Annotated in this window: 19 protein-coding genes and 1 riboswitch; of the genes, 18 read left to right on the top strand and 1 reads right to left on the bottom strand. The window is 49.9% G+C overall.

From position 1 onward, the window contains the following. The first annotated feature begins 13 nt into the window (after positions 1-13). The 12 genes from AB4124_RS03305 (at position 14) to AB4124_RS03250 (ending at position 9,880) form a co-directional block, all read left to right on the top strand. Positions 14-409, top strand: coding sequence for a spore coat protein (locus AB4124_RS03305; RefSeq protein ID WP_441971128.1), 396 nt, complete (start codon positions 14-16; stop codon positions 407-409). A gap of 177 nt (positions 410-586) precedes the next feature. Continuing rightward, a complete protein-coding gene (locus AB4124_RS03300) occupies positions 587-1,087 on the top strand; it encodes an Lrp/AsnC family transcriptional regulator (RefSeq protein ID WP_441971126.1) in 501 nt (166 codons plus the stop codon). A gap of 14 nt (positions 1,088-1,101) precedes the next feature. After that, positions 1,102-2,307 carry an aminotransferase class I/II-fold pyridoxal phosphate-dependent enzyme gene (locus tag AB4124_RS03295; protein WP_076324517.1) on the top strand — a complete coding sequence of 402 codons (1,206 nt, stop codon included), beginning with the start codon at positions 1,102-1,104 and terminating at the stop codon, positions 2,305-2,307. A gap of 118 nt (positions 2,308-2,425) precedes the next feature. After that, complete coding sequence (locus AB4124_RS03290; RefSeq protein WP_076324516.1) at positions 2,426-2,689, top strand: aspartyl-phosphate phosphatase Spo0E family protein; 264 nt, start codon at positions 2,426-2,428, stop codon at positions 2,687-2,689. Positions 2,690-2,931: 242 nt separating this feature from the next. After that, positions 2,932-3,492: a cob(I)yrinic acid a,c-diamide adenosyltransferase gene (locus tag AB4124_RS03285; protein WP_098748560.1), complete on the top strand. Its 561-nt coding sequence runs from the start codon at positions 2,932-2,934 to the stop codon at positions 3,490-3,492. 3 nt (positions 3,493-3,495) lie between these two features. Continuing rightward, on the top strand, positions 3,496-4,512 hold the full coding sequence (locus AB4124_RS03280; protein ID WP_441971123.1) for an RluA family pseudouridine synthase: 1,017 nt from the start codon (positions 3,496-3,498) through the stop codon (positions 4,510-4,512). A gap of 37 nt (positions 4,513-4,549) precedes the next feature. Next, a complete protein-coding gene (locus AB4124_RS03275) occupies positions 4,550-4,912 on the top strand; it encodes an arsenate reductase family protein (RefSeq protein ID WP_076324513.1) in 363 nt (120 codons plus the stop codon). A 351-nt stretch (positions 4,913-5,263) separates the two neighbouring features. Continuing rightward, on the top strand, positions 5,264-6,154 hold the full coding sequence (locus AB4124_RS03270) for a 5'-3' exonuclease (protein ID WP_076324512.1): 891 nt from the start codon (positions 5,264-5,266) through the stop codon (positions 6,152-6,154). Between the two features lie 2 nt (positions 6,155-6,156). Further along, positions 6,157-6,999: a molybdate ABC transporter substrate-binding protein gene (gene modA, locus AB4124_RS03265; RefSeq protein ID WP_441971121.1), complete on the top strand. Its 843-nt coding sequence runs from the start codon at positions 6,157-6,159 to the stop codon at positions 6,997-6,999. Next, the gene (gene modB / locus AB4124_RS03260) at positions 6,996-7,679 is read left to right on the top strand and encodes a molybdate ABC transporter permease subunit (RefSeq protein WP_353049504.1); all 684 of its coding nucleotides are present in this window, start codon (positions 6,996-6,998) and stop codon (positions 7,677-7,679) included. The genes modA and modB overlap by 4 nt, the downstream gene beginning before the upstream one ends. 94 nt (positions 7,680-7,773) lie before the next feature. Further along, the gene (locus AB4124_RS03255) at positions 7,774-8,670 is read left to right on the top strand and encodes an ROK family protein (protein ID WP_215159249.1); all 897 of its coding nucleotides are present in this window, start codon (positions 7,774-7,776) and stop codon (positions 8,668-8,670) included. Positions 8,671-8,854: 184 nt separating this feature from the next. Continuing rightward, on the top strand, positions 8,855-9,880 hold the full coding sequence (locus AB4124_RS03250; RefSeq protein WP_441971118.1) for an HRDC domain-containing protein: 1,026 nt from the start codon (positions 8,855-8,857) through the stop codon (positions 9,878-9,880). 80 nt (positions 9,881-9,960) lie between these two features. On the opposite strand, the gene corA is transcribed toward AB4124_RS03250, so the two are convergent. Then, positions 9,961-10,896, bottom strand: coding sequence for a magnesium/cobalt transporter CorA (gene corA, locus AB4124_RS03245; protein ID WP_379407526.1), 936 nt, complete (start codon positions 10,894-10,896; stop codon positions 9,961-9,963). Positions 10,897-11,331: 435 nt separating this feature from the next. Then, positions 11,332-11,461: riboswitch (SAM riboswitch) on the top strand. A 133-nt stretch (positions 11,462-11,594) separates the two neighbouring features. On the opposite strand from corA, the gene metA reads away from it, so the two are divergent. The 6 genes from metA (at position 11,595) to thrS (ending at position 19,745) form a co-directional block, all read left to right on the top strand. Beyond that, entirely contained in the window at positions 11,595-12,512 is a 918-nt protein-coding gene (metA, locus tag AB4124_RS03240; RefSeq protein ID WP_098748553.1) for a homoserine O-acetyltransferase MetA, read from the top strand. A 24-nt stretch (positions 12,513-12,536) separates the two neighbouring features. Then, entirely contained in the window at positions 12,537-13,721 is a 1,185-nt protein-coding gene (locus AB4124_RS03235; protein ID WP_441971116.1) for a PLP-dependent transferase, read from the top strand. Next, the gene (locus AB4124_RS03230) at positions 13,718-14,941 is read left to right on the top strand and encodes an aminotransferase class I/II-fold pyridoxal phosphate-dependent enzyme (RefSeq protein ID WP_339267479.1); all 1,224 of its coding nucleotides are present in this window, start codon (positions 13,718-13,720) and stop codon (positions 14,939-14,941) included. The genes AB4124_RS03235 and AB4124_RS03230 overlap by 4 nt, the downstream gene beginning before the upstream one ends. 165 nt (positions 14,942-15,106) lie before the next feature. Further along, positions 15,107-16,240, top strand: coding sequence for a cyclic dehypoxanthinyl futalosine synthase (mqnC, locus tag AB4124_RS03225; RefSeq protein WP_339267477.1), 1,134 nt, complete (start codon positions 15,107-15,109; stop codon positions 16,238-16,240). Between the two features lie 198 nt (positions 16,241-16,438). Then, positions 16,439-17,344, top strand: a complete 906-nt coding sequence (locus AB4124_RS03220; protein ID WP_339267475.1) for a putative sporulation protein YtxC — start codon at positions 16,439-16,441, stop codon at positions 17,342-17,344. A gap of 463 nt (positions 17,345-17,807) precedes the next feature. Further along, positions 17,808-19,745, top strand: coding sequence for a threonine--tRNA ligase (gene thrS, locus AB4124_RS03215; protein WP_441971113.1), 1,938 nt, complete (start codon positions 17,808-17,810; stop codon positions 19,743-19,745). Positions 19,746-20,369: the final 624 nt, after the last annotated feature.

Here is a 20,369-nt window from a genome sequence, read left to right as displayed (position 1 = left end):
GGAGGAACGACTTATGATAACGCCTAATGGATCTTCATACCTGCCCGAAGAGGATATGCTTAGCCCTATTCTGGGAGAACTGAAACGGGTCGTGCGAGAGTATACGACAGCTACAACGGAAGCTTCTTGTCCTGATGTCCGTCAAATGTTTACGGATCTGACTGCGGATACACTGAAGCTGCAAGGTGAATTTTTTAATATGATGAAGCAGCAGAACATGTATACCGCGCCTCGGCATGCATTGAAATACGATGTGGACAAGCAGTATAAGCAAGCGCAGCAGTCCCAGCAAAAAACACGGGAAACCATTAATCAAAAAACTTACGGTATGGGCGCGTACGCGCATCATCCGAATGTAGCGCCACATACCACTAATGTAGCCCCTACATCTAATAATGTAACCCAATAATCCCATGGTTAACTCAAACAATAAGCCGATGACACCTGCAGCCCGTTGCTGCAGTGATGCATCGGTATTTTTTTTTGCACATCCCGTGTAAGTTATTGTAATATAAGTATTAATCTCTGTTCCGAAATATCATGCATGAAGAATGGTTATTCGGAATAAGTGCTGGAGGATACGTATATGGAAGAGCTTAGCGAATTGAAACTGAAGGTGCTTGACCTGCTGAAAGAAGACGCGAGAAGATCGCCGGCTCTACTCTCTACTCTACTCGGTGTAGATGAGGAAGAAATAAAGACCTCCATTGCGGAGCTTGAACGAGATCACATTATTGTTAAGTATGCGACCGTTGTCAACTGGGGCAAGATGGAAGACGAGAAGGTTACGGCGCTGATCGAGGTTCAAATTACACCTGAGCGCGGAAGAGGCTTTGAAGGAATTGCCGAGCGGATTTATTTATTCCCGCAGGTAAAGTCGGTCTATCTTATGTCTGGCGCCTACGACTTGCTGGTTGAAGTGGAAGGCAGAAACTTGCGTGAGGTGGCCAACTTTGTTTCGGAGAAACTGTCACCTATTGATTCTGTATTATCGACCAAAACCAATTTTATTTTAAAAAAATATAAACAAGACGGGATTATTTTTGAAGAACGTCAAGAAGACAATCGTCTCCTGATCTCGCCGTAAAGGAAGCGTGTGCTATGATTGTGAACGAACAGCAGCTTGCAGAAAATAACAGGAAATCGATGAGCTCCTATTTGGCGCCTAGGGTCAGGGACATTCAACCCTCCGGAATCCGGAAATTTTTTGATCTCGTCAGTGGAAATAAGGATATTATCACACTTGGTGTCGGTGAGCCTGATTTCGTAACGCCGTGGCATGTACGAGAAGCCTGCGTGTATTCATTGGAGCGCGGGTTTACAGGATATACGTCCAATGCCGGTATGCCGGAACTGCGGGAGGCGATCGCGGAATATTTGAACGACAGTTTCCACGTGACCTATAATCCTGCCAATGAAATGATTGTAACCGTAGGCGGCAGTGAAGCGATTGATCTGGCGCTGCGTGCCTTGATTGTACCCGGTGATGAAATTCTGATTCCCGAGCCGTGTTACATTTCTTACTCGCCGATTGCTTCAATCGGTGGCGGGGTACCCGTTGGTATTGAAACGACGGCAGAGCATCATTTCAAACTGACGGCCGAGGCGCTTGAAGCGCAAATCACGCCCAAATCGAAGATTCTAATCCTGTGCTACCCAAGCAATCCGACGGGAGCCATCATGACTTATGAGGATTGGCTACCCATTGCAGAAGTGGTGGAAAAACACGATTTGATTGTGATCTCCGATGAAATCTATGCGGAGCTCACATATGAAGGCAAACATGTCAGCTTTGCCTCGATGCCAGGCATGATGGACCGCACCATACTGGTGAGCGGCTTCTCGAAGGCGTTTGCTATGACCGGTTGGCGTATGGGGTATGTGTGTGCTCATGCCGATCTGATCGGCGCCATGCTGAAAATACACCAATATACGGTTATGTGTGCACCCGCAATGGGGCAAGTCGCCGCGCTCGAAGCATTGCGCAACGGTATGGGGGAGAAGGATCGAATGGTTGAATCCTATAACCAGCGGCGCAGACTGGTGGTTCAAGGGCTGCGCGAGATCGGTTTGGATTGCCACGAACCACAGGGAGCGTTTTACGCATTTCCAAGTATCAAGCGAACGGGACTCGGCTCAGAAGAATTTGCCCAACGCTTGCTGACTGAGGCCAAGGTGGCTGCCGTGCCAGGCACCGCATTCGGTCTAGGCGGGGAAGGATTCATCCGCTGCTCTTATGCTACATCCATTGCCCAACTGAATGAGGCCTTGGAGAGAATGGGCAATTTTGTGGAAAAAATAAAGTAGACAAGGAATTCGTTGAACTTTTTCCTTGAATTAACAAAAAAATCACTTTCCATTGGGAAAATATATGTTATAATTTTATTTTGGGGGCAGAATTTTACTTTCCAAGGAGGGATCACCAGTGTTTTGTGATTATGAATTGTCAAACTACCGTGGTGACTATACGGCTGAAGGCGATAATCACGGTAAATGGTCAATTAAATCAGCCAAATCCACTCCTCAGGAAATTACCTTGGAAGACGAAATTCACATGCTTCGCCGGAAGATGGAACAGATTTTTTTGGAAGAGCAGTCCTTTACGTCCGAAATTGTCATCGAGATCAGCAGTTTGCTGGATTTGAAGATTAACGAATATATGAAGGCTCATCCAAAAAAGAAACTATAAAATACGATTTGATTGAATAATACAAGGCTGCTCCTGAGTACAATGACTCAAGGATCAGCCTTGTTTGCGTTTAATTGATTTCCCATGGATGATAGAACCTCGCTCCGGAATCATGATCCGCCTGGAACTTATTCCGCCATAGAGGGACCGTTATCCGAAATTATGCTATAGTTGAGCATAATAAAATAAGAAATATGATGTTCGTTCAATAAGGACCGGACTTTGAAATGGAGGAAGATGGGATGAAGGTATATACGAGAACGGGAGATGCGGGGGAAACTTCAATTATTGGTGGTCGTGTGCCCAAGGATGATCCGCGCATCGAAGCATACGGCACGATCGATGAATTGAACAGCTTTGTCGGCCAAGCCGTATGTTTGGCCAAGGAAGCCGAATTTGAAGAACTGCATCTTCAGCTCGTTCGAATCCAGCATGAACTGTTCGATTGCGGTTCGGATCTGGCCTATGCGAGACCTCGCGAGGATAAACTCAAGGTAAGCGCGGAGCTAGTGGATAATCTGGAGGTATGGCTGGATGCATTCGAGGAGAAGAATCCTCCGCTTGAACGTTTTATCTTGCCAGGCGGAAGCGCGTTGTCTTCGTTGCTTCATGTATGTCGGACCGTATGCCGCCGCGCCGAGCGGTTGACTGTTTCGCTGCAGCGAACCACGGAAATCAATCCGGAGGTCCGCCGGTATTTGAACCGATTGTCCGACTATTTCTTTGTGACTGCGCGGGCAGCCAATGTGCACGCCGGGATTCCGGATGTCGAATATGAGCGAAGTGGAAAGGTGTTTCGGTAATTCATGAGTTTGTACTATCCGCCAATCAGCTATGTCGTGTCCCCCCACGAAGACGGCATGCTGCTTAAGACTATATTGCAAAAACGAATGGGGGTATCCCGCAAGCTGCTCTCGCGCCTCAAGTTGACCGAGCAGGGCATTATGCTGAACGGGACCCGTGTATACATTAGCGTGAAAGTGCATGCTGGAGATCTGGTTGAAATTCGGATGGAGCAGGAACGTTCAGACGATATGCTGCCCCAGCCGATGGACCTTCATATTCTATACGAGGATGAGCATCTGCTTGTTCTGAACAAGCCGGCAGGGATCATTGTGCATCCGACGCATGGTCATTATACGGACACACTGGCGAACGGCGTTGTCCACTACTGGCAGGAGAAGGGCTGGAATTACCGGTTCCGAGCGGTTCACAGGCTGGATCAGGAAACTTCCGGCGTGTTGGTGGTGGCCAAGAATCAGTATATCCACCAGCATGTTTCAGAACAAATGATAGCCGGCACGGTCGACAAGAGGTATGTTGCATTTGTTCATGGCAAGCCTGCTTTGCCGTCAGGCGATATTGACGGTCCGATTGATCGGGATCCTTTAGAGCCCCACCGCCGCATCGTAACCCCGGACGGATATCCTTCATTGACACGGTATCAGGTATGCGAAACCTATCATTCCGCATCCTTGGTTGAATTGAAGCTGGAAACCGGCCGGACCCATCAAATTCGGGTGCATATGCTTAGCATCGGTTGTCCATTGATTGGAGATCAGATGTATAGGCATCCGGTATACAGTGAGCGGGAGTTACGATCAGATGGGACGGAAACTGCGTCCTATGGGAACGAGGGGTCGGCAGAGCCGGAAGTCGGATCATCCATCATGAGGGTGGACCGCTATATGGGCAGGCAGGCACTGCATGCAGCAAGCCTGACACTGATTCACCCGATTGAGGGGAACACGATGGTATTCACAGCTCCGCTTCCTGAGGATATGAACTCTCTGAGAAATATGCTTGCGCAAGAGGCAACTTAAATATTTTCAAAACAACAAGAGAAGGAGAACGTATCGAATGAGCAAACTGAAAGTATATCAATATCCGAAATGCGGGACATGCCGTAACGCGGTCAAATGGCTGCAGAACGAAGGACATGAGCTGGAACTTCAAAATATTTTTGAACAACCGCCAGAGCAGGAAGAATTAGCCGATCTTATCGATAAGAGCGGCCTGGAGCTTAAGAAATTTTTCAATACGAGTGGCGAGGTCTACAAGGAAATGAACCTGAAAGACAAACTGCCTGGACTTTCCGATGAGGAGAAAATCGAACTGTTGTCGTCCAACGGAAGATTGATCAAGCGTCCAATCGTGACGGACGGAAGTAAAGTGACCGTCGGCTTCAAAGCAGAACAATATCAGGAGTCATGGCAGAAGTAGAATGGCTATTTTGGTCGGAGGCAATGACGGCCCAATTGAGGCCGGTTGAAAGAACTGAGTGGCCCCATTGTTGAAGGTCAACGATCCGGAATAGACACATTTTCTTGCTGATGAAGGTAGAGCATCCCAAGGTCTTTTGGCCGCCGGGATGCTCTTTCGTTTTAAGAGATAAGAAAGTATAAACATCCGAGGCTTAGCATCCTTATCTCGCAAGAAAAATATGAACAGGAAATGATAGGAAATTCAAAGAAATACCTTGTGACAAGCCCAAGTCTATATAGGGATATGGTATAATGACAAGGTATATTTAAGGTTATACCAGAGAAGTTAAAGTTAGGAGCGATCATGACTGTGATACCCAATCAACAACCATCCTTAATGCTTGTAGACGGGATGGCTTTATTATTTCGTGCTTACTATGCAACCGCGTCAAGCGGCTATATCCGTCGAACCAAAGCGGGGGTGCCGACCAACGCGATTTATGGCTTCCTGCGGTATATGTGGGATGCTATCGATAAATTTCAGCCTACCCATGTAGCTTGCTGCTGGGATATGGGTTCGAAAACATTTCGTACCGAGCAATTCGCCTCGTATAAAGGCAATCGTCCGGAAGCGCCGGATGATCTGGTTCCGCAGTTTTCGTTGGTTCGTGATGTGACGGAATGTCTGGGAATTCCGAACCTGGGCGTCGTGGGCTATGAGGCCGATGATTGCATCGGTACGCTAGCCAGACGGTACGGGGATAGCATGAATGTCATGATCCTGTCGGGGGACCACGATCTGCTTCAGCTCGTGAACGATTCCACTTCCGTCATTATCATGAAAAAGGGACACGGCAATTATATGCACTATACCCCGGAAACGCTGTATGCCGAAAAAGGACTTTCCCCAAGACAGGTTATCGATGTGAAAGGCTTGATGGGAGATACGAGCGATAATTATCCTGGCGTACGTGGGATTGGCGAGAAAACGGCGGTCAAGCTGATTCAGGAGTATGAAACCGTGGAAGGAATTCTTGCGAATCTTGAGTCACTGACCAAAGGGGTCCGCACCAAGATCGAGGCAGATCTGGAAATGCTGCATCTGTCCCGGGCTTTGGCGGAAATCCATTGCGAGGTTCCAATGGAGTGCGAACTGGAACTATGCCGCTTGAGCGTGGATCACGAACGTGCATTAACCAAACTGGAGGAGCTTGAGATGAAGAGCTTGGGCCATCTTTTTGGGGTGGCGGTGGTTTCCTAGTTATGTGGAGACAGTTTAATTTCAGTAGAAAATCAATCTTGACCGGATTACTGCTTGGGGCCATGCTGCTTCTTATATCCGCATGTGCCTCCAATCAGACTCCTTTAACCGATACCTCTAAGCCGCCCTCAGGGGCTGAGAAGAAGGTTGAAGTTATGGTTTCGGCAGCAGCAAGTCTCAAATCCAGCCTGGAAGAGACCGGACGACGATTTGAAGCAGAGTTTCCGAATGTTACGCTGCGTTATAATTTTGGCGGTTCGGGCTCTCTAGGACAACAGCTTGAGCAAGGGGCGCCTGTAGATTTGTTTGTATCCGCGGCAACGGAGCCGATGGATCGACTGGTCGAGAAGGGGATCGTACAATCCGATGCGGTTCAGTTAATGTTTCGAAATGCGTTGGTGCTGATTGAGCCTGTTGGCAAACAGAACGTGAAGCAGTTATCCGATCTGCTCAAACCTGAAGTACGAGTTCTGGCTATCGGTCAGCCGGATACTGTACCGGCCGGGGAGTACGCGAAGGAGACTCTTCAGAATGAAGGCCTTTGGGAAGATGTCGAATCCAAGGCGGTGTATGCCAAGGACGTGACGCAAGTTCTCGCTTATGTGGAGTCGGGGAATGCGGATGCCGGTTTTGTGTACAAAACCGATCTGAAGAGTTCCGCCAAGGCAACACTTGCGCTTGAGGTTGACCCGGACAAGCACCAGCCGATCGAATATCCTGCAGCGGTTCCGGGCAATGCCAAGCATCCGCAGGAGGCGGAGGCGTTCCTCAAATTTATGCGGAAGCCCGAGATCAGGGATATCTTCACGGAAGCTGGATTTGAGGTAGCGGAGGCGTCGCCGTGACTGCGACCGAAATGTTCTGGATGCCGGTATGGCTGTCGATAAAAACATCACTGCTGTCCAGCATCATTGCATTTATACTGGGATTAGCGGCAGCGCGCTGGATGTCCAGGCGCTCGTTTGTCGGCAAGACGGCGGTTGAAACGCTGCTGATGCTTCCGCTTGTGCTTCCACCTACGGTGGTTGGCTTTCTTCTGCTTGTCATGCTGGGCAGAAACAGCTGGATTGGCGCAGCTGCCGAATGGCTGTTTGCCAGGCCCATCATTTTCAGTTGGGGGGCCGCGGTTATAGCGGCTATTGTGGTCTCGTTTCCGCTTGTGTATCAGAGCATGCGGGTAGGCTTTGAGTCCGTGGAACCGGAGCTTGAGGATTCGGCGCGATCGGCAGGGGCCGGCGAATGGCAGGTGCTTCGCTGGATTACGCTGCCGCTTGTCCGCAGAGCGGGGATTTCGGCGTTCATTCTGGCTTTTGCCAGAGGTTTAGGTGAATTTGGGGCAACCTGGATGGTTGCAGGCAACATACCGGGTGTTACGCAAACGCTGCCCACGGCGATTTACGTTGCGGTAAGCAATGGCGAGAGCGGGCTAGCGTGGGCGTGGACGGCTGTCATTATTTTGTTCTCTTGGCTGTTGCTGGCCGCGTCAGGAACGGGCAGAAGCAGAGAAAGAGGCGGGCGGACTTGACGGGAGCACAATGTTTACATATGCTTCGAATAGAGCTTGTTAGCAACTATATAGAGAACAAGGCATAGCACATCGTGGAGAGGATGGAAGAAGCATGAGTTTACTTGGAGCAATTGAAGCAGGAGGAACCAAGTTCGTTTGCGGCGTGGGTATGGAGGATGGAACGGTTGTGGAGCGAGTGAGCTTCCCGACAACAACCCCTGAAGAAACCATGGCAAACGTCTTTAACTTTTTTGCTGATAAGGATATAGAGGCGATCGGAGTCGGTTCTTTCGGACCGATTGATCCGGTGAAGGGCAGCCCGACTTATGGCTGCATTACTACGACACCGAAGCCGCATTGGAGCAATTACAATATTGTCAAAGCATTGGAAGAGCGTTTTAATGTTCCGATTGGATTTGATACCGATGTAAACGGAGCCGCTCTTGGAGAATATACATGGGGCGCTGCCCAGGGACTGGATAGCTGTCTGTATATTACCATCGGAACGGGAGTAGGAGCAGGCGCCGTGGTAGCTGGTGAATTGATTCACGGTTTGTCTCATCCGGAGATGGGACATATTTATGTGCGCCGCCATCCGGAAGACCGGTATGAAGGGACATGCCCTTATCATGCAGACTGTCTGGAGGGACTTGCTGCCGGACCATCTCTTGGCAAACGTTGGGGAGTTCCCGGTGTGGAATTGACGCCGGATCATCCGGCTTGGGAGATGGAAGCTTATTATCTGGCTCAAGCGCTGATGAATTATGTCCTCATTCTGTCCCCACAGCGTATCGTGATGGGTGGAGGCGTTATGAAGCAGGAGCAGCTGTTCCCGCTGATCCGCACGAAGCTTCAGGAGCTGCTGGCCGGATATGTTCAGCATCCAAGCCTTCATGATGGGATTGATCAATTTATCGTTCCGCCGATGCTCGGCGATAATGCGGGTCTCTGCGGCGCATTGGCGTTGGCCAAGCTGGCAGTAGATGAGGCCAAGAGCGTTCAAGCTTGACCCTATTTCTTATATAGAGTGAATCAAAATTAGGTTGATTTTATTACAGATTATGGTATTATGATTTCAACAGTATAACGTATGGAACGGGAAGCACCTTTCTTTGTCGCTGCGGCGGAGGAAAGGTGCTTTTTTGCGTTGTTCCATCGTTGTGCTGAATGCGTAAGCGGGAGGTATTTGAGGGATGCAAATTGTGTTCATGAATCAGATGAGCGGAGCGGATGAGTCAGGTCACATCCGTTCTGCTCAAGTATGGATCGGTGAGGAAGAGGGGGGATGGCGGCTTGGCTGGCGGAACATGGAACCGGACGGTGATGTATCCGATGATGAGTGGTATGAGGGAAATTCATGGAATGAGTTATTATGCGTGTACCGACATCAATTAGCGAAGAAGCTTGGAGAGGGCTTCCGGCCGCTAGTTGAGGGGGTATTCCATGAACCGGGAGAGACTGGAGGCAAGAATCTCGGCGCTCAGAAGCTGCAGTGCTACAGTGAGCTGTATGGCTCGGAGGAGTTGTACACGGAGCTGTGTGCTTGGCGCAGAAGAAAGGCGGCCTCCGGAAGAAAAGCACCTTACTTCATTGCCAGCAATCGAGTGCTGCGTATGATTAGCGCCTTCATCCCCCAGAATGAGGAAGAGCTGCTGCAGCTTCCGGGAATCGGGGTCAGCAAGGCTTCGGAGCATGGGGCGGAGTGGCTGGAGATCACGACGAAAATCGAACGAACCACAACCTTTCCACTGGATTGGGTTTACGAGCAGCTGCAGGAAGAGGTGTTCTTGTCCTGGCTGTATAAACAGAAGGAGCAGCGTTACAAGCAAGAGCTCGACCGCTTCCGATTCCGCCGTACGATGCTGATTGGGATAGCTGAGGGAGCTTCACTGGCCCAGTTGGAAGAGCGCACCTCGTTATCTCGTCGGGATTTGGTTGAGGAATTGGAGGGGCTCGAGAAGGAAGGTTATGATACGGAGCAACTGCTTGAGGTTGAATTGAATACGATGACGGCTTCAGAGCAGGCAACGGTATGGAAGGCGTTTGAAGAGCTGGGCGATACGTTTCTTAAACCCGTATTACAACGGGTATATGGAGAAGGACAAGCCCGGAATGGAGAGGCAGAAGACATTGGCGGAACGGAGAAGCTGTATGAGCGGCTGCGCCTGATACGGATTCGCTTCCGGCGGGAGGAGTCTGGCAAAGCGAACGCAGGTTAAATCCGCATAAACGAAAATCAGGACGGATTCCCTTGTGGCAAGGAGATCCGTCCTGATTCTGTCTGTGGTTCTGTGGTATTTCATATCCAGTCTTTTTTACGGAACAGGTAAAACATAAGAGCACCGGCAAAAACCATGATGCCGAGAACCACATAGTAGGAATATTTCCAGTCGAGTTCAGGCATATTTGTAAAGTTCATGCCATAGATGCCGGTAATGAGGGTTAGCGGAATGAAGATGGTTGTAATAGCTGTAAACACACGCATAATTTCGTTGGCCCGATTGGCGATACTGGATTGGTAAGCTTCGCGAAGGTTCCCCATGAGATCTCGATAAGTCTCGAATGTCTCGGAAATTTTCACGGCATTTTCATAGATATCGCTGAAATACTTCTGCAACTGGTCATCGATCAGCCGGAGATCTTTTTTGTTCAGCGTATTGATAACTTCCTTCTGCGGTCCAAGTACCTTTTTCAACCAAAGAATCTCGCTTCGCAGACCGATAATCTCGCTTAAGTGTGATTTTTTGGTATGCATGAGGATGTCTTCCTCCAGCTTTTCAATCCGCGCCTCGATGCGGTCCCCGACGGAGAAATAGTTGTCCGTGACAAGGTCGATCAAGAGATAGAGGAAGCGGTCAGGCGTGCTCACTTCATCCTCCCAGAGAAGCGGTTTAACGCTGCGAAGCTCGTGGATTTTTTGCTTGGTCATCGTAATAATAAAATGCCTGCCCAAGAAAACGTTCAATGCGCGAAGGAAAATTTCTTCGTCGTCAAACCGGATGCTGTTAACGACGATAAAATAGTGGTTCTCATATATTTCAATTTTTGGACGCTGCTCTTCTTCGCTGAGGCAATCCTCAACCGCAAGATCATGCAGGGAGAAGAGAGGTTGCAGTTCGGCTAAATCATCCTCGTCCGCATCCAGCCAGTAGAAGCCGCTGGCCGGAGGGGTCAGCGTCATTTCGATGTCATCAACAGGGGTAAATACGCCCGAATCGACCAACCGGATTTTCATCTGATATCACTCCTTTGTCAAATACAAGCTGCTTGGTTAAGCAGTAAAGGCACAGGATATCAGCCCACCGGTGTAGGGGCATGTCAAGGAAGGTTAGAATACGATAAAAGCGCATGAAAAATAACGCCGTCCTCTGCCGGTAGACTGATCTTAATCCTATGCGGTTGTGCGTCTTGATCTAGTTTCTGGCTCGGGTCACCGTCCATCTTCCATGTCACCTCTTTCATACTCGGTTTTCAACAGCACTTGTCTAGTATAACGCCGGGTGTAGGACCTTTCAAGTTGAAATCCGGCGCAGCCAAGGACCATGGTACAGGGTATGGAAACCTTCGGTGAAGTGTGACAAACTTTATGAAAAGGTTCTTGACGAAAAATTGGGAATGATTTAAAGTAAGTATCAATTACGAACAATTTAAGACAACTGAATAAAGCGAAATCTTATCAAGAGCAGGTGGAGGGACTAGCCCTATGAAACCCGGCAACCGGCGGCAACATCGCACGGTGCTAATTCTTGCAGGTGATACGACGCTTCTTAGAAGCCGTTGTATAGTCTGACAGATGAGAGAGGCGCATTGTGATACGTATATGATGACCTTTCTCTACTTGGAGAAAGGTCTTCTTGCGTTTATACAGTCTAACGCTCTTTCTCACAGCTTTTTATGGATGTATCATTTCATATTTCGAAGGAGTGAGCCACGATGCCGATTAAAATTCCGGATGCCTTGCCGGCAAAGGAAGTTCTGGCTGGAGAAAACATTTTTGTCATGGATGAGAGTCATGCATTTCATCAGGATATCCGCCCATTGCGGATAGCTATTCTGAACTTGATGCCAACCAAGGAAACGACGGAGACCCAATTATTGCGATTGATCGGTAACTCCCCGCTCCAGGTGGATGTTGTCCTTCTTCATCCGAGTTCCCACGTTTCGAAGAATACGTCGGCTGAGCATCTGAAATCATTTTACAAAACCTTTGAAGAAGTGAAGAACCGTCGTTTTGACGGCATGATCATTACAGGAGCTCCAGTCGAGCAGTTGGAATTTGAAGAAGTGAATTACTGGAATGAGCTTACTGAAATTTTTGAATGGACCAAGACGCATGTGACCTCCACGCTCCATATTTGCTGGGCATCGCAAGCCGGGCTTTATTATCATTACGGCGTACCGAAATACAGCCTCGAGGAAAAATGCTTCGGCGTATTTCCACATACGATCAATGAAGCGTGTACCAAGCTGCTCCGCGGCTTTGACGAAATGTTCTTTGTTCCGCACTCTCGTCATACGGAAGTTCGGCGCGAAGATATTACAGGTATTGACGATCTGGTCATCCTGTCCGAGTCCGAGGAAGCAGGAATTTATTTAGTTTCAAGCCGGGATGGCAAGCAGATATTTGCCACAGGACATTCCGAGTATGATGCGGACTCTCTGAAGTGGGAGTATGACCGGGACGCTGCCAAAGGAATGGATATCGCGCTGCCGCGCAACTATTACCCGAATGATGATCCAACAAGGACGCCTCCGTCCATATGGCGAGCGCATGCAAACTTATTATTTACTAATTGGCTCAATTACTATGTATATCAGGAAACGCCATACGATATTGGTCCGCAAATATAGAAGTATACGGGAGGAGAGTTTGTGATGGAGAAGAAACCTTTGAATATAGAGAGCCGGCTGGCACAGATCGGGTCGGTGCAAGAACCGGTAACCGGAGCCGTGAATTTTCCGATTTATCACGCTACGGCATACCGCCATCCCAAATTAGGCCAGAGCACAGGGTTTGATTACACCCGTACGAAAAATCCGACCCGTTCGGTACTGGAGGACGCCTGCGCCGAGCTGGAATCCGGTGATGCCGGCTTTGCCTGCAGCTCGGGCATGGCTGCCCTCCAGACGATCTTTGCTTTGTTCGGTCAAGGGGATCATCTGATTGTATCGCTGGATTTGTATGGAGGGACCTATAGGCTTCTGGAGCGGATTATGTCCAAGTTTGGCGTAACGGCTACGTATGTGGATACGAATGACCTGGATGCGCTGGAAGGGGCAAGAAGACCCAACACGAAGGCTGTATTTATCGAAACGCCGACCAATCCGCTTATGATGATTACGGATATCGAAGCCGTCTGTACGTGGGCAAGGCGCCATCAACTGATCAGCATCGTGGATAATACGCTATTGACACCATATTTCCAAAGACCTATCGAGCTTGGGGCGGATATTGTCATACATAGCGCCACCAAGTATTTGGGAGGACATAACGATGTGCTGGCGGGTATCATCGTAACGAAGGGCAAGGAACTATCGGAAGAGATGGCTTTCCTTCATAATTCCATCGGCGCGGTGTTAAGCCCGACCGATTCCTATCAGCTGATGAGAGGAATGAAGACGCTTGCCCTGCGCATGGATCGGCACGAAGCGAATGCAACCGCAGTGGCAACATTTTTGACAACTCACCCAGCGATTGGCGAGGTGTATTATCCTGCCCTGCCGGATCATCCGGGACATGACATCCAGAATCGTCAATCCAGCGGCAACACCGGCATCTTCTCCTTCAAGGTGAAGGACGCCCGCTATGTGGAGCCCGTGCTGCGGCACATTAAACTGATTGCGTTCGCAGAAAGCCTGGGGGGCGTCGAATCTCTGATGACCTACCCTGCCGTCCAGACCCATGCGGACATCCCGCTTGAGATTCGGGAAGCGATCGGTGTGGATGACCGCTTGCTCCGGTTCTCGGTCGGAATCGAGCATGCGGATGATCTGATCGCGGATTTGGATGCTGCACTGAGCGCAGCCATAGCTGAAGTGGAAGGGAGCACGGGAGAATGAGCATCGATAAAGGTCCATCAGGCTTGGAAACGCAAACCAAGCAGTTATCAGCAAAACGGGGACATGAAGAAGATGAACTCCGTTTCGAGACGAAACTATTGCATTTCGGCGGGGAAATCGACCGGGCAACCGGCGCTTCCAGCGTTCCGATCTATCAAGCCTCAACATTTCATCATGAGGACATCTTTAACCCGCCGCTGCACGATTACAGTCGTTCCGGCAATCCGACGAGGCAGGCGCTGGAAGAATATATCGCCCTCTTGGAGGGAGGCGTACGCGGTTTCGCTTATGCTTCCGGTATGGCGGCGATCTCCAGCTCGTTCATGCTGCTCTCCGCGGGCGATCATATGATCGTGACGGAGGATGTGTACGGCGGAACCTACCGCCTGCTAACCAGCATTTTAAGTCGTATGGGCATCGAGAGCACCTTCGTAGATATGACCGATCTGGATCAGGTGAAGGCTGCCCTCAAACCGAATACGAAAGCTGTCTATATGGAGACCCCTTCGAACCCGACTCTGAAAATTACCGACATTGGTGCCGTGACGGATTGGGCGAAGGAGCATGGACTGCTTACCCTGCTGGATAATACGTTCATGACGCCGTTTTACCAGCGTCCGATTGAATTCGGCGTGGATATCGTTATTCACAGCGCGACCAAATTCCTTGGCGGACACAGCGATGTGCTGGCAGGTCTCGCGGTAGCCAGAACCCAGGAGCTTGGAGACCAATTGAAACAGCTGCAAAATGGTTTGGGCACGGTGCTTGGGGTCCAGGATTCCTGGCTCCTTATGCGCGGCATGAAGACGCTCAGCACACGTATGGCCCACTCCGAGCAAAGTGCAGCCAAGCTGGCGGCCTGGCTGCAAGGAAGAAGCGATATTGAGCAAGTGTACTACCCTGGTCTCTTGAATCATCCGGGACGTGAGGTCCATGAGAAGCAATCAAGCGGTTATGGCGCGGTCATCTCCTTTGACGTCGGCTCAGGCGAGCGTGCCAAGCAGGTGCTGAACCATGTGAAGCTGCCGCTGGTAGCGGTCAGCCTGGGAGCTGTGGAGAGCATCTTGTCTTACCCGACGATGATGTCCCATGCAGCTATGGGCGAGAAGGTTCGGCATGAACGTGGAATTACGGATGGTTTGCTCCGTTTCTCGGTCGGACTCGAGGATGTGGACGATCTGATTGCTGATCTGGATCGGGCTTTTGCTGCAAGTTACTAAAGATTTGCATGAAGTTAGGGACATCATTTGAAGATTTGCCAAATCATAGAATTCGGCATCCTGTCACGGACAGGATGTCGTTTTTAATGCCGGATTGTGGTAGGATGAGATAGAAAAAGTTTTACTGGTGTTTGTTATTTTGCTCTAAGTAGGGAGGCTGCAAGAATGAGTGCGGTAAACCGTATATTGGATAAAGCTTTACGCGGTGAGCGTTTAAACCTCGAAGATACCGTGACGCTTTTTGAAAGTGATGAGATTGAGAAAATGGGTCATGCGGCGGATGTGATGACAAAGCGTCTGCATCCGGATCCTATCACGACATTTGTTATCGGCCGGAATATCAATTACACGAACATATGTGATGTATTCTGCCGTTTCTGTGCTTTTTATCGCAGACCGGGCTCTTCTGAGGGCTACGTTCTGCCCGATGAGACGATCTTCCAGAAGATTCAGGAAACCGAGGATGTGAACGGTACTGAAATTCTGATGCAGGGCGGAGTCAATCCGGATTTGCCTTTCAATTATTATACGGATCTGCTTCGCAATATTAAGAAGCGGTTTCCTAACATTACGATGCATTCCTTCTCCCCGGCGGAAATTATGAAGATGGTGGAGATCTCCGGGCTTACGCTCGAAGAGGTGATGCGCGAGCTTCACAGCGCGGGTCTGGACTCATTGCCTGGTGGCGGTGCAGAGATTTTGGATGATCGTATCCGCAAAAAAGTCAGCCGTCTGAAAGGCACATGGCGCCAGTGGATGGATGTCATGCAAACGGCCCATAAAGTCGGCATGAACACGACGGCTACTATGGTGATCGGCCTGGGAGAAACGATGGAAGAGCGTGCTCTACATATGCTTCGCGTGCGTGATGCGCAGGATGAATGCATTCAGAACGGTTATGATTCCAAAGGCTTCCTGGCCTTCATTCCATTTACGTTCCAGCCGGACAACACGAACCTTAAGCGTGAGCGTGAAACGCCGGAGGCGTACTTAAAGACGGTGGCCATCGGTCGCTTGGCAATCGATAACGTTCCGAATTTGCAGTCGTCCTGGGTAACGATGGGACCTGAGATCGGCAAGCTGTCACTCAGCTATGGCTGTAATGACTTTGGCAGCACGATGATGGAGGAGAACGTGGTTTCTTCCGCAGGAGCCGTGTATAAGGTCAATATTGAATCGATTATTCAATTGATCCGTGAGACCGGCAACATTCCGGCTCAACGCAACACCCGGTATGATATTCTGCGCGTGTTCGAAGATAACAGCACTGTTGAGCGCGACTTCGTCATGCAGAACTAATCCTATACTTCATGAAGATCCGCAAGGCGGGCCGAGCAACTCGGTCCGCTTTTTTTATTATCTGAAAGTATAACCTTCCGAGCAGCGCGCCATTTATTAAATATTCTTTCGGACTTGCTTGTTTTTCCAAGCAGGAGTTCCGTATATCCCCGAGCGGGTCCCCATATACTGAAAAGGGAACTCGAAAGGAGTGATTCCATGGAACTGTTCAGCATTTCTGTCGGTACACGGACGGAAGACGAGAAAAAGGCGTTTCACCGTATATTGTCACACAAGCAGAAAGAGCTACATAAACAATGCAAGCAGCTGAAATTCACGTTCAGCGCTTCGGATGACCGCGTGATTTGGACGTGCTCCGGCAAGCTTCCGCTGTCCTCATGGACCGCATCGGCCGACACGCTGCGCCGGCTCACTGCCGAAGCAGTCACTGCTTATATTTTGGAAGCGAAGGAGCAGGAGATTGCTGCACGGTTAATGTTCTCGGAATTCGAGTTTGATGATGAGGAAGAAGCAGGGCGGATTCTGCAGTGGTTTTTGATGCTCCTGCAAAAAGAGGAAGGCCCGTCCGGGGACTTCTGGCAGAGCCGCAGACGCAAGCTGTCTGAAGGCATATATCAGTGCCTGAACGAGGCACCTGAGCTTAACCTGGATGGATTTATGACCTTCCGGCTTCAGTCCTACGAACAGGAGCTCCGCGAGATGGCGGAGTATGCAGTGGATGAATTTATGCTTGATCAGCAGTACGAGGAGTTCGTCAGCCTGCTGAAATATTTTGTTTATTTTCAGGAGCCCAAAATGCCGCTGGTACACGTCATTCATAAGGGGGAGGAAGATTTTCTGCTGCTGGATGGCAATCTTCGCCCGATTGAACGTCCTCGAGATGAAGGACTCGTTATGGAAAGGCTGGACCAGGATATGGAGATTGAAGATATGGTGGTCAGTACGCTGATTTCGGTATCTCCGGCCCGCATGATTATCCACACGAGACAGCCTGAGCTTCCCGTCATTGTGACATTGGCCCACATCTTTGATAACCGCGCCGAAGTATGTTGCAGTTGTCCGGAATGCAGTGCGCTTCTCGGAAGCGGACGAATGATGACTTGACGCACCGAAGCGGTGAGGATTATAATTACTGATAAATTCACGTAAAAGCTCTGACAAAGACATGAATCAATCCGGATTTGACCGCTCAGAGAGAGGAACCTCGGCTGCAATTTCCTCCGGTTCGCCATTGATTTACCCCTTTGTAGCTGTGTCGTCGAACCCGCACATCATGATGAATGCGGATGAGTAGGCTTCACCGGTTCATGACCGTTACTCAATGCTGATGAAGGATCTTAATCAATTATGTACCCGGTACATAAGCTGAGGGAGAGATCGAATTAGGGTGGAACCACGGGTATAACACTCGTCCCTTCGCGGGACGGGTGTTTTTTGCATGTTCCGGTATCTTTCGTTGAAGTCCAGGCGGTACCGAGCGGTCCATGCCTGGAGTTCGCGGGGAGACTAACGCGTCCTTCATATATGGAAGAAACGTGAAATTCTTTTTTCTTGGGAGGAATACAAGGTGGCTATTAGCATTAAATTGCCTGACGGCTCCGTACGGGAGTATGAGGCGGGCAGCAGTATTGAGGATGTGGCTGCGTCGATCAGCAGCGGACTTAGAAAGAATGCGGTCGCGGGAAAAATGGACGGGATCGTTGTGGATCTCTCGACGCCGCTTCAGGACGGAGCTTTGATCGAGATCGTAACCCAGGATACGCCTGAAGGGCTTGAAGTGATGCGCCACAGTACAGCGCATTTGCTGGCTCAGGCAACCAAGCGTTTGTATGGAGCGAAAGAAGTAAAGCTGGGCGTGGGTCCGGTCATTGAGGACGGCTTCTACTATGATATGGATCTGGAAGAGCCTTTGAATCCGGAGGACCTGCAGAAGATCGAGAAGGAAATGGAACGCATTATCGGCGAGAATCTTCCGATTGTCCGCAAGGAAGTGAGCCGTGCGGAAGCGTTGCGCATCTTTGGTGAGCTTGGGGATCCTTACAAGCTGGAACTAATTAATGCCCTGCCTGAGGATAGCGTTATCACGATCTATGAGCAAGGCGAATTCTTTGATCTCTGTCGTGGACCGCACGTCCCTTCTACCGGCAAGATCAAAGTATTCAAGCTCATGAATGTGGCAGGTGCATACTGGCGCGGCGACAGCAAGAACAAAATGCTTCAGCGCGTTTACGGTACGGCGTTCGTGAAAAAAGCGCAGCTCGATGAGCATCTTCACCTGCTTGAGGAAGCCAAGAAGCGCGATCATCGTAAGCTGGGCAAGGAATTGCAAATGTTTACGTTCTCGCAGCTCGTTGGACAAGGCCTGCCGATCTGGCTGCCAAACGGCGCGAAATTGCGCCGTACCCTGGAGCGTTATATCGTGGACATGGAGGAGCGCCTTGGTTACCAGCACGTGTACACGCCTGTCCTCGGAAACGTGGAGCTGTACAAAACGTCCGGTCACTGGGAGCACTATCAGGAAGATATGTTTCCGAAAATGGAGATGGACAACGAGGAGCTTGTCCTTCGTCCGATGAACTGTCCTCACCATATGATGGTATATAAGAGCGATATGCACAGCTACCGGGATCTGCCGATCCGTATTGCTGAGCTTGGCATGCAGCACCGTTATGAAATGTCCGGTGCACTGACAGGCTTGCATCGCGTGCGCGCAATGACGTTGAACGACTCGCATATTTTCTGCCGTCCGGATCAGATTAAGGAAGAGTTTGCACGAGTTATTCAGCTGATCATGACCGTCTACAAGGACTTTGGCATCCATGACTATCGCTTCCGCCTTTCTTACCGGGATCCGCAGGATACCGAGAAGTACTTCCAGAACGATGAAATGTGGGAAATGTCCCAGCGTATGCTGCGCGAAGTCGTCGAGAGCCTGGACATGCCGTTCTATGAGGCCGAAGGCGAAGCTGCCTTCTACGGTCCGAAGCTCGACGTTCAGATTCGTACGGCTCTAGGCAAGGAAGAGACGCTGTCAACCGTTCAGCTCGACTTCCTGCTGCCTGAGCGCTTTGAGCTGGAATACGTCGGCGACGATGGCCAGAAGCATCGTCCGGTCGTTATCCACCGCGGTATTCTGGGCACGATGGAGCGCTTTACTGCTTTCTTGCTTGAGAATTTTGCAGGAGCGCTGCCGCTGTGGCTGTCACCGGTACAGGTTAAAGTCATTCCGGTTTCCAATGCCTTTGAAGACTATGCCAAGGAAGTGGCCGAGAAGCTTCAATTCGCCGGTATCTCTGTCGAGTCGGATCTTCGCAACGAGAAGATGGGCTACAAGATTCGGGAAGCCCAGCTCGAGAAGATTCCTTACATGTTCATCGTTGGCGAGAACGAGAAAAACGCGGGTGCGGTTTCCATTCGCAAACGCGGCGAAGGGGACATCGGTGCCCAGCCGCTGGACGAGATCATCCTCAAGCTTCGTGAAGAAATTAACACCCACGTCGTTTAAGTTTAGCTATAAGTGCATGCTCAAAAAGGTCGATTTTCAGCACCGAAGCTTATGCTTCCGATGTGCGTTTTTTCAAAACGCTTCAGTTGGATGAAGCTAGGGAGTGAGGAGCGGAGCGTACGTTTTGGGTACGTGAGCACCGGAAGGCCCGGCTGAATTCAAGATTCGATGCCGAGCTGCTTCCTGATTCGCTTCGTGTTAGATATAGAATTTATGAGTTATCAGTGGAACTGATGAAATTCTATATCGCAAGAAAACCTACCTATGCATCGCGGTCGCTCATCCTTGAAGTGGCCTCGATAGAGGTTTTCTTATCAAAAGCGGACTTTTTGAACAACCTCTATAAAGCTTAAGTAACGATGGGACTGCAGACCTCTGCCATCACGTATATTCTATTCGGGAAGTGGGAACCCTCGCTAGTAAGGGGGAGGTATTCACATGATCCAATGGAAAAAGTGGCAGAGGTTTTTTGCTGGTTTTATTTTATCAGCCGTCTTGTTTAGTGCAGGTTCTTCAATGGTAGAAGCATACAATCTGATTCTAAGCGAATCCTATGATTCAACAGACTTCAGAAATGTGTATGATCCAGCCGGGGAAATTCAAGGCTCCGATTACGTGGAAATG

Origin of the sequence: Paenibacillus sp. 2KB_20 (assembly GCF_052115765.1) — a bacterium.
Taxonomy (GTDB): domain Bacteria; phylum Bacillota; class Bacilli; order Paenibacillales; family Paenibacillaceae; genus Paenibacillus_AQ.
The sequence above is the reverse complement of the archived record's forward strand: the minus strand, read 5'-3'. Positions and strand labels throughout refer to the sequence as shown.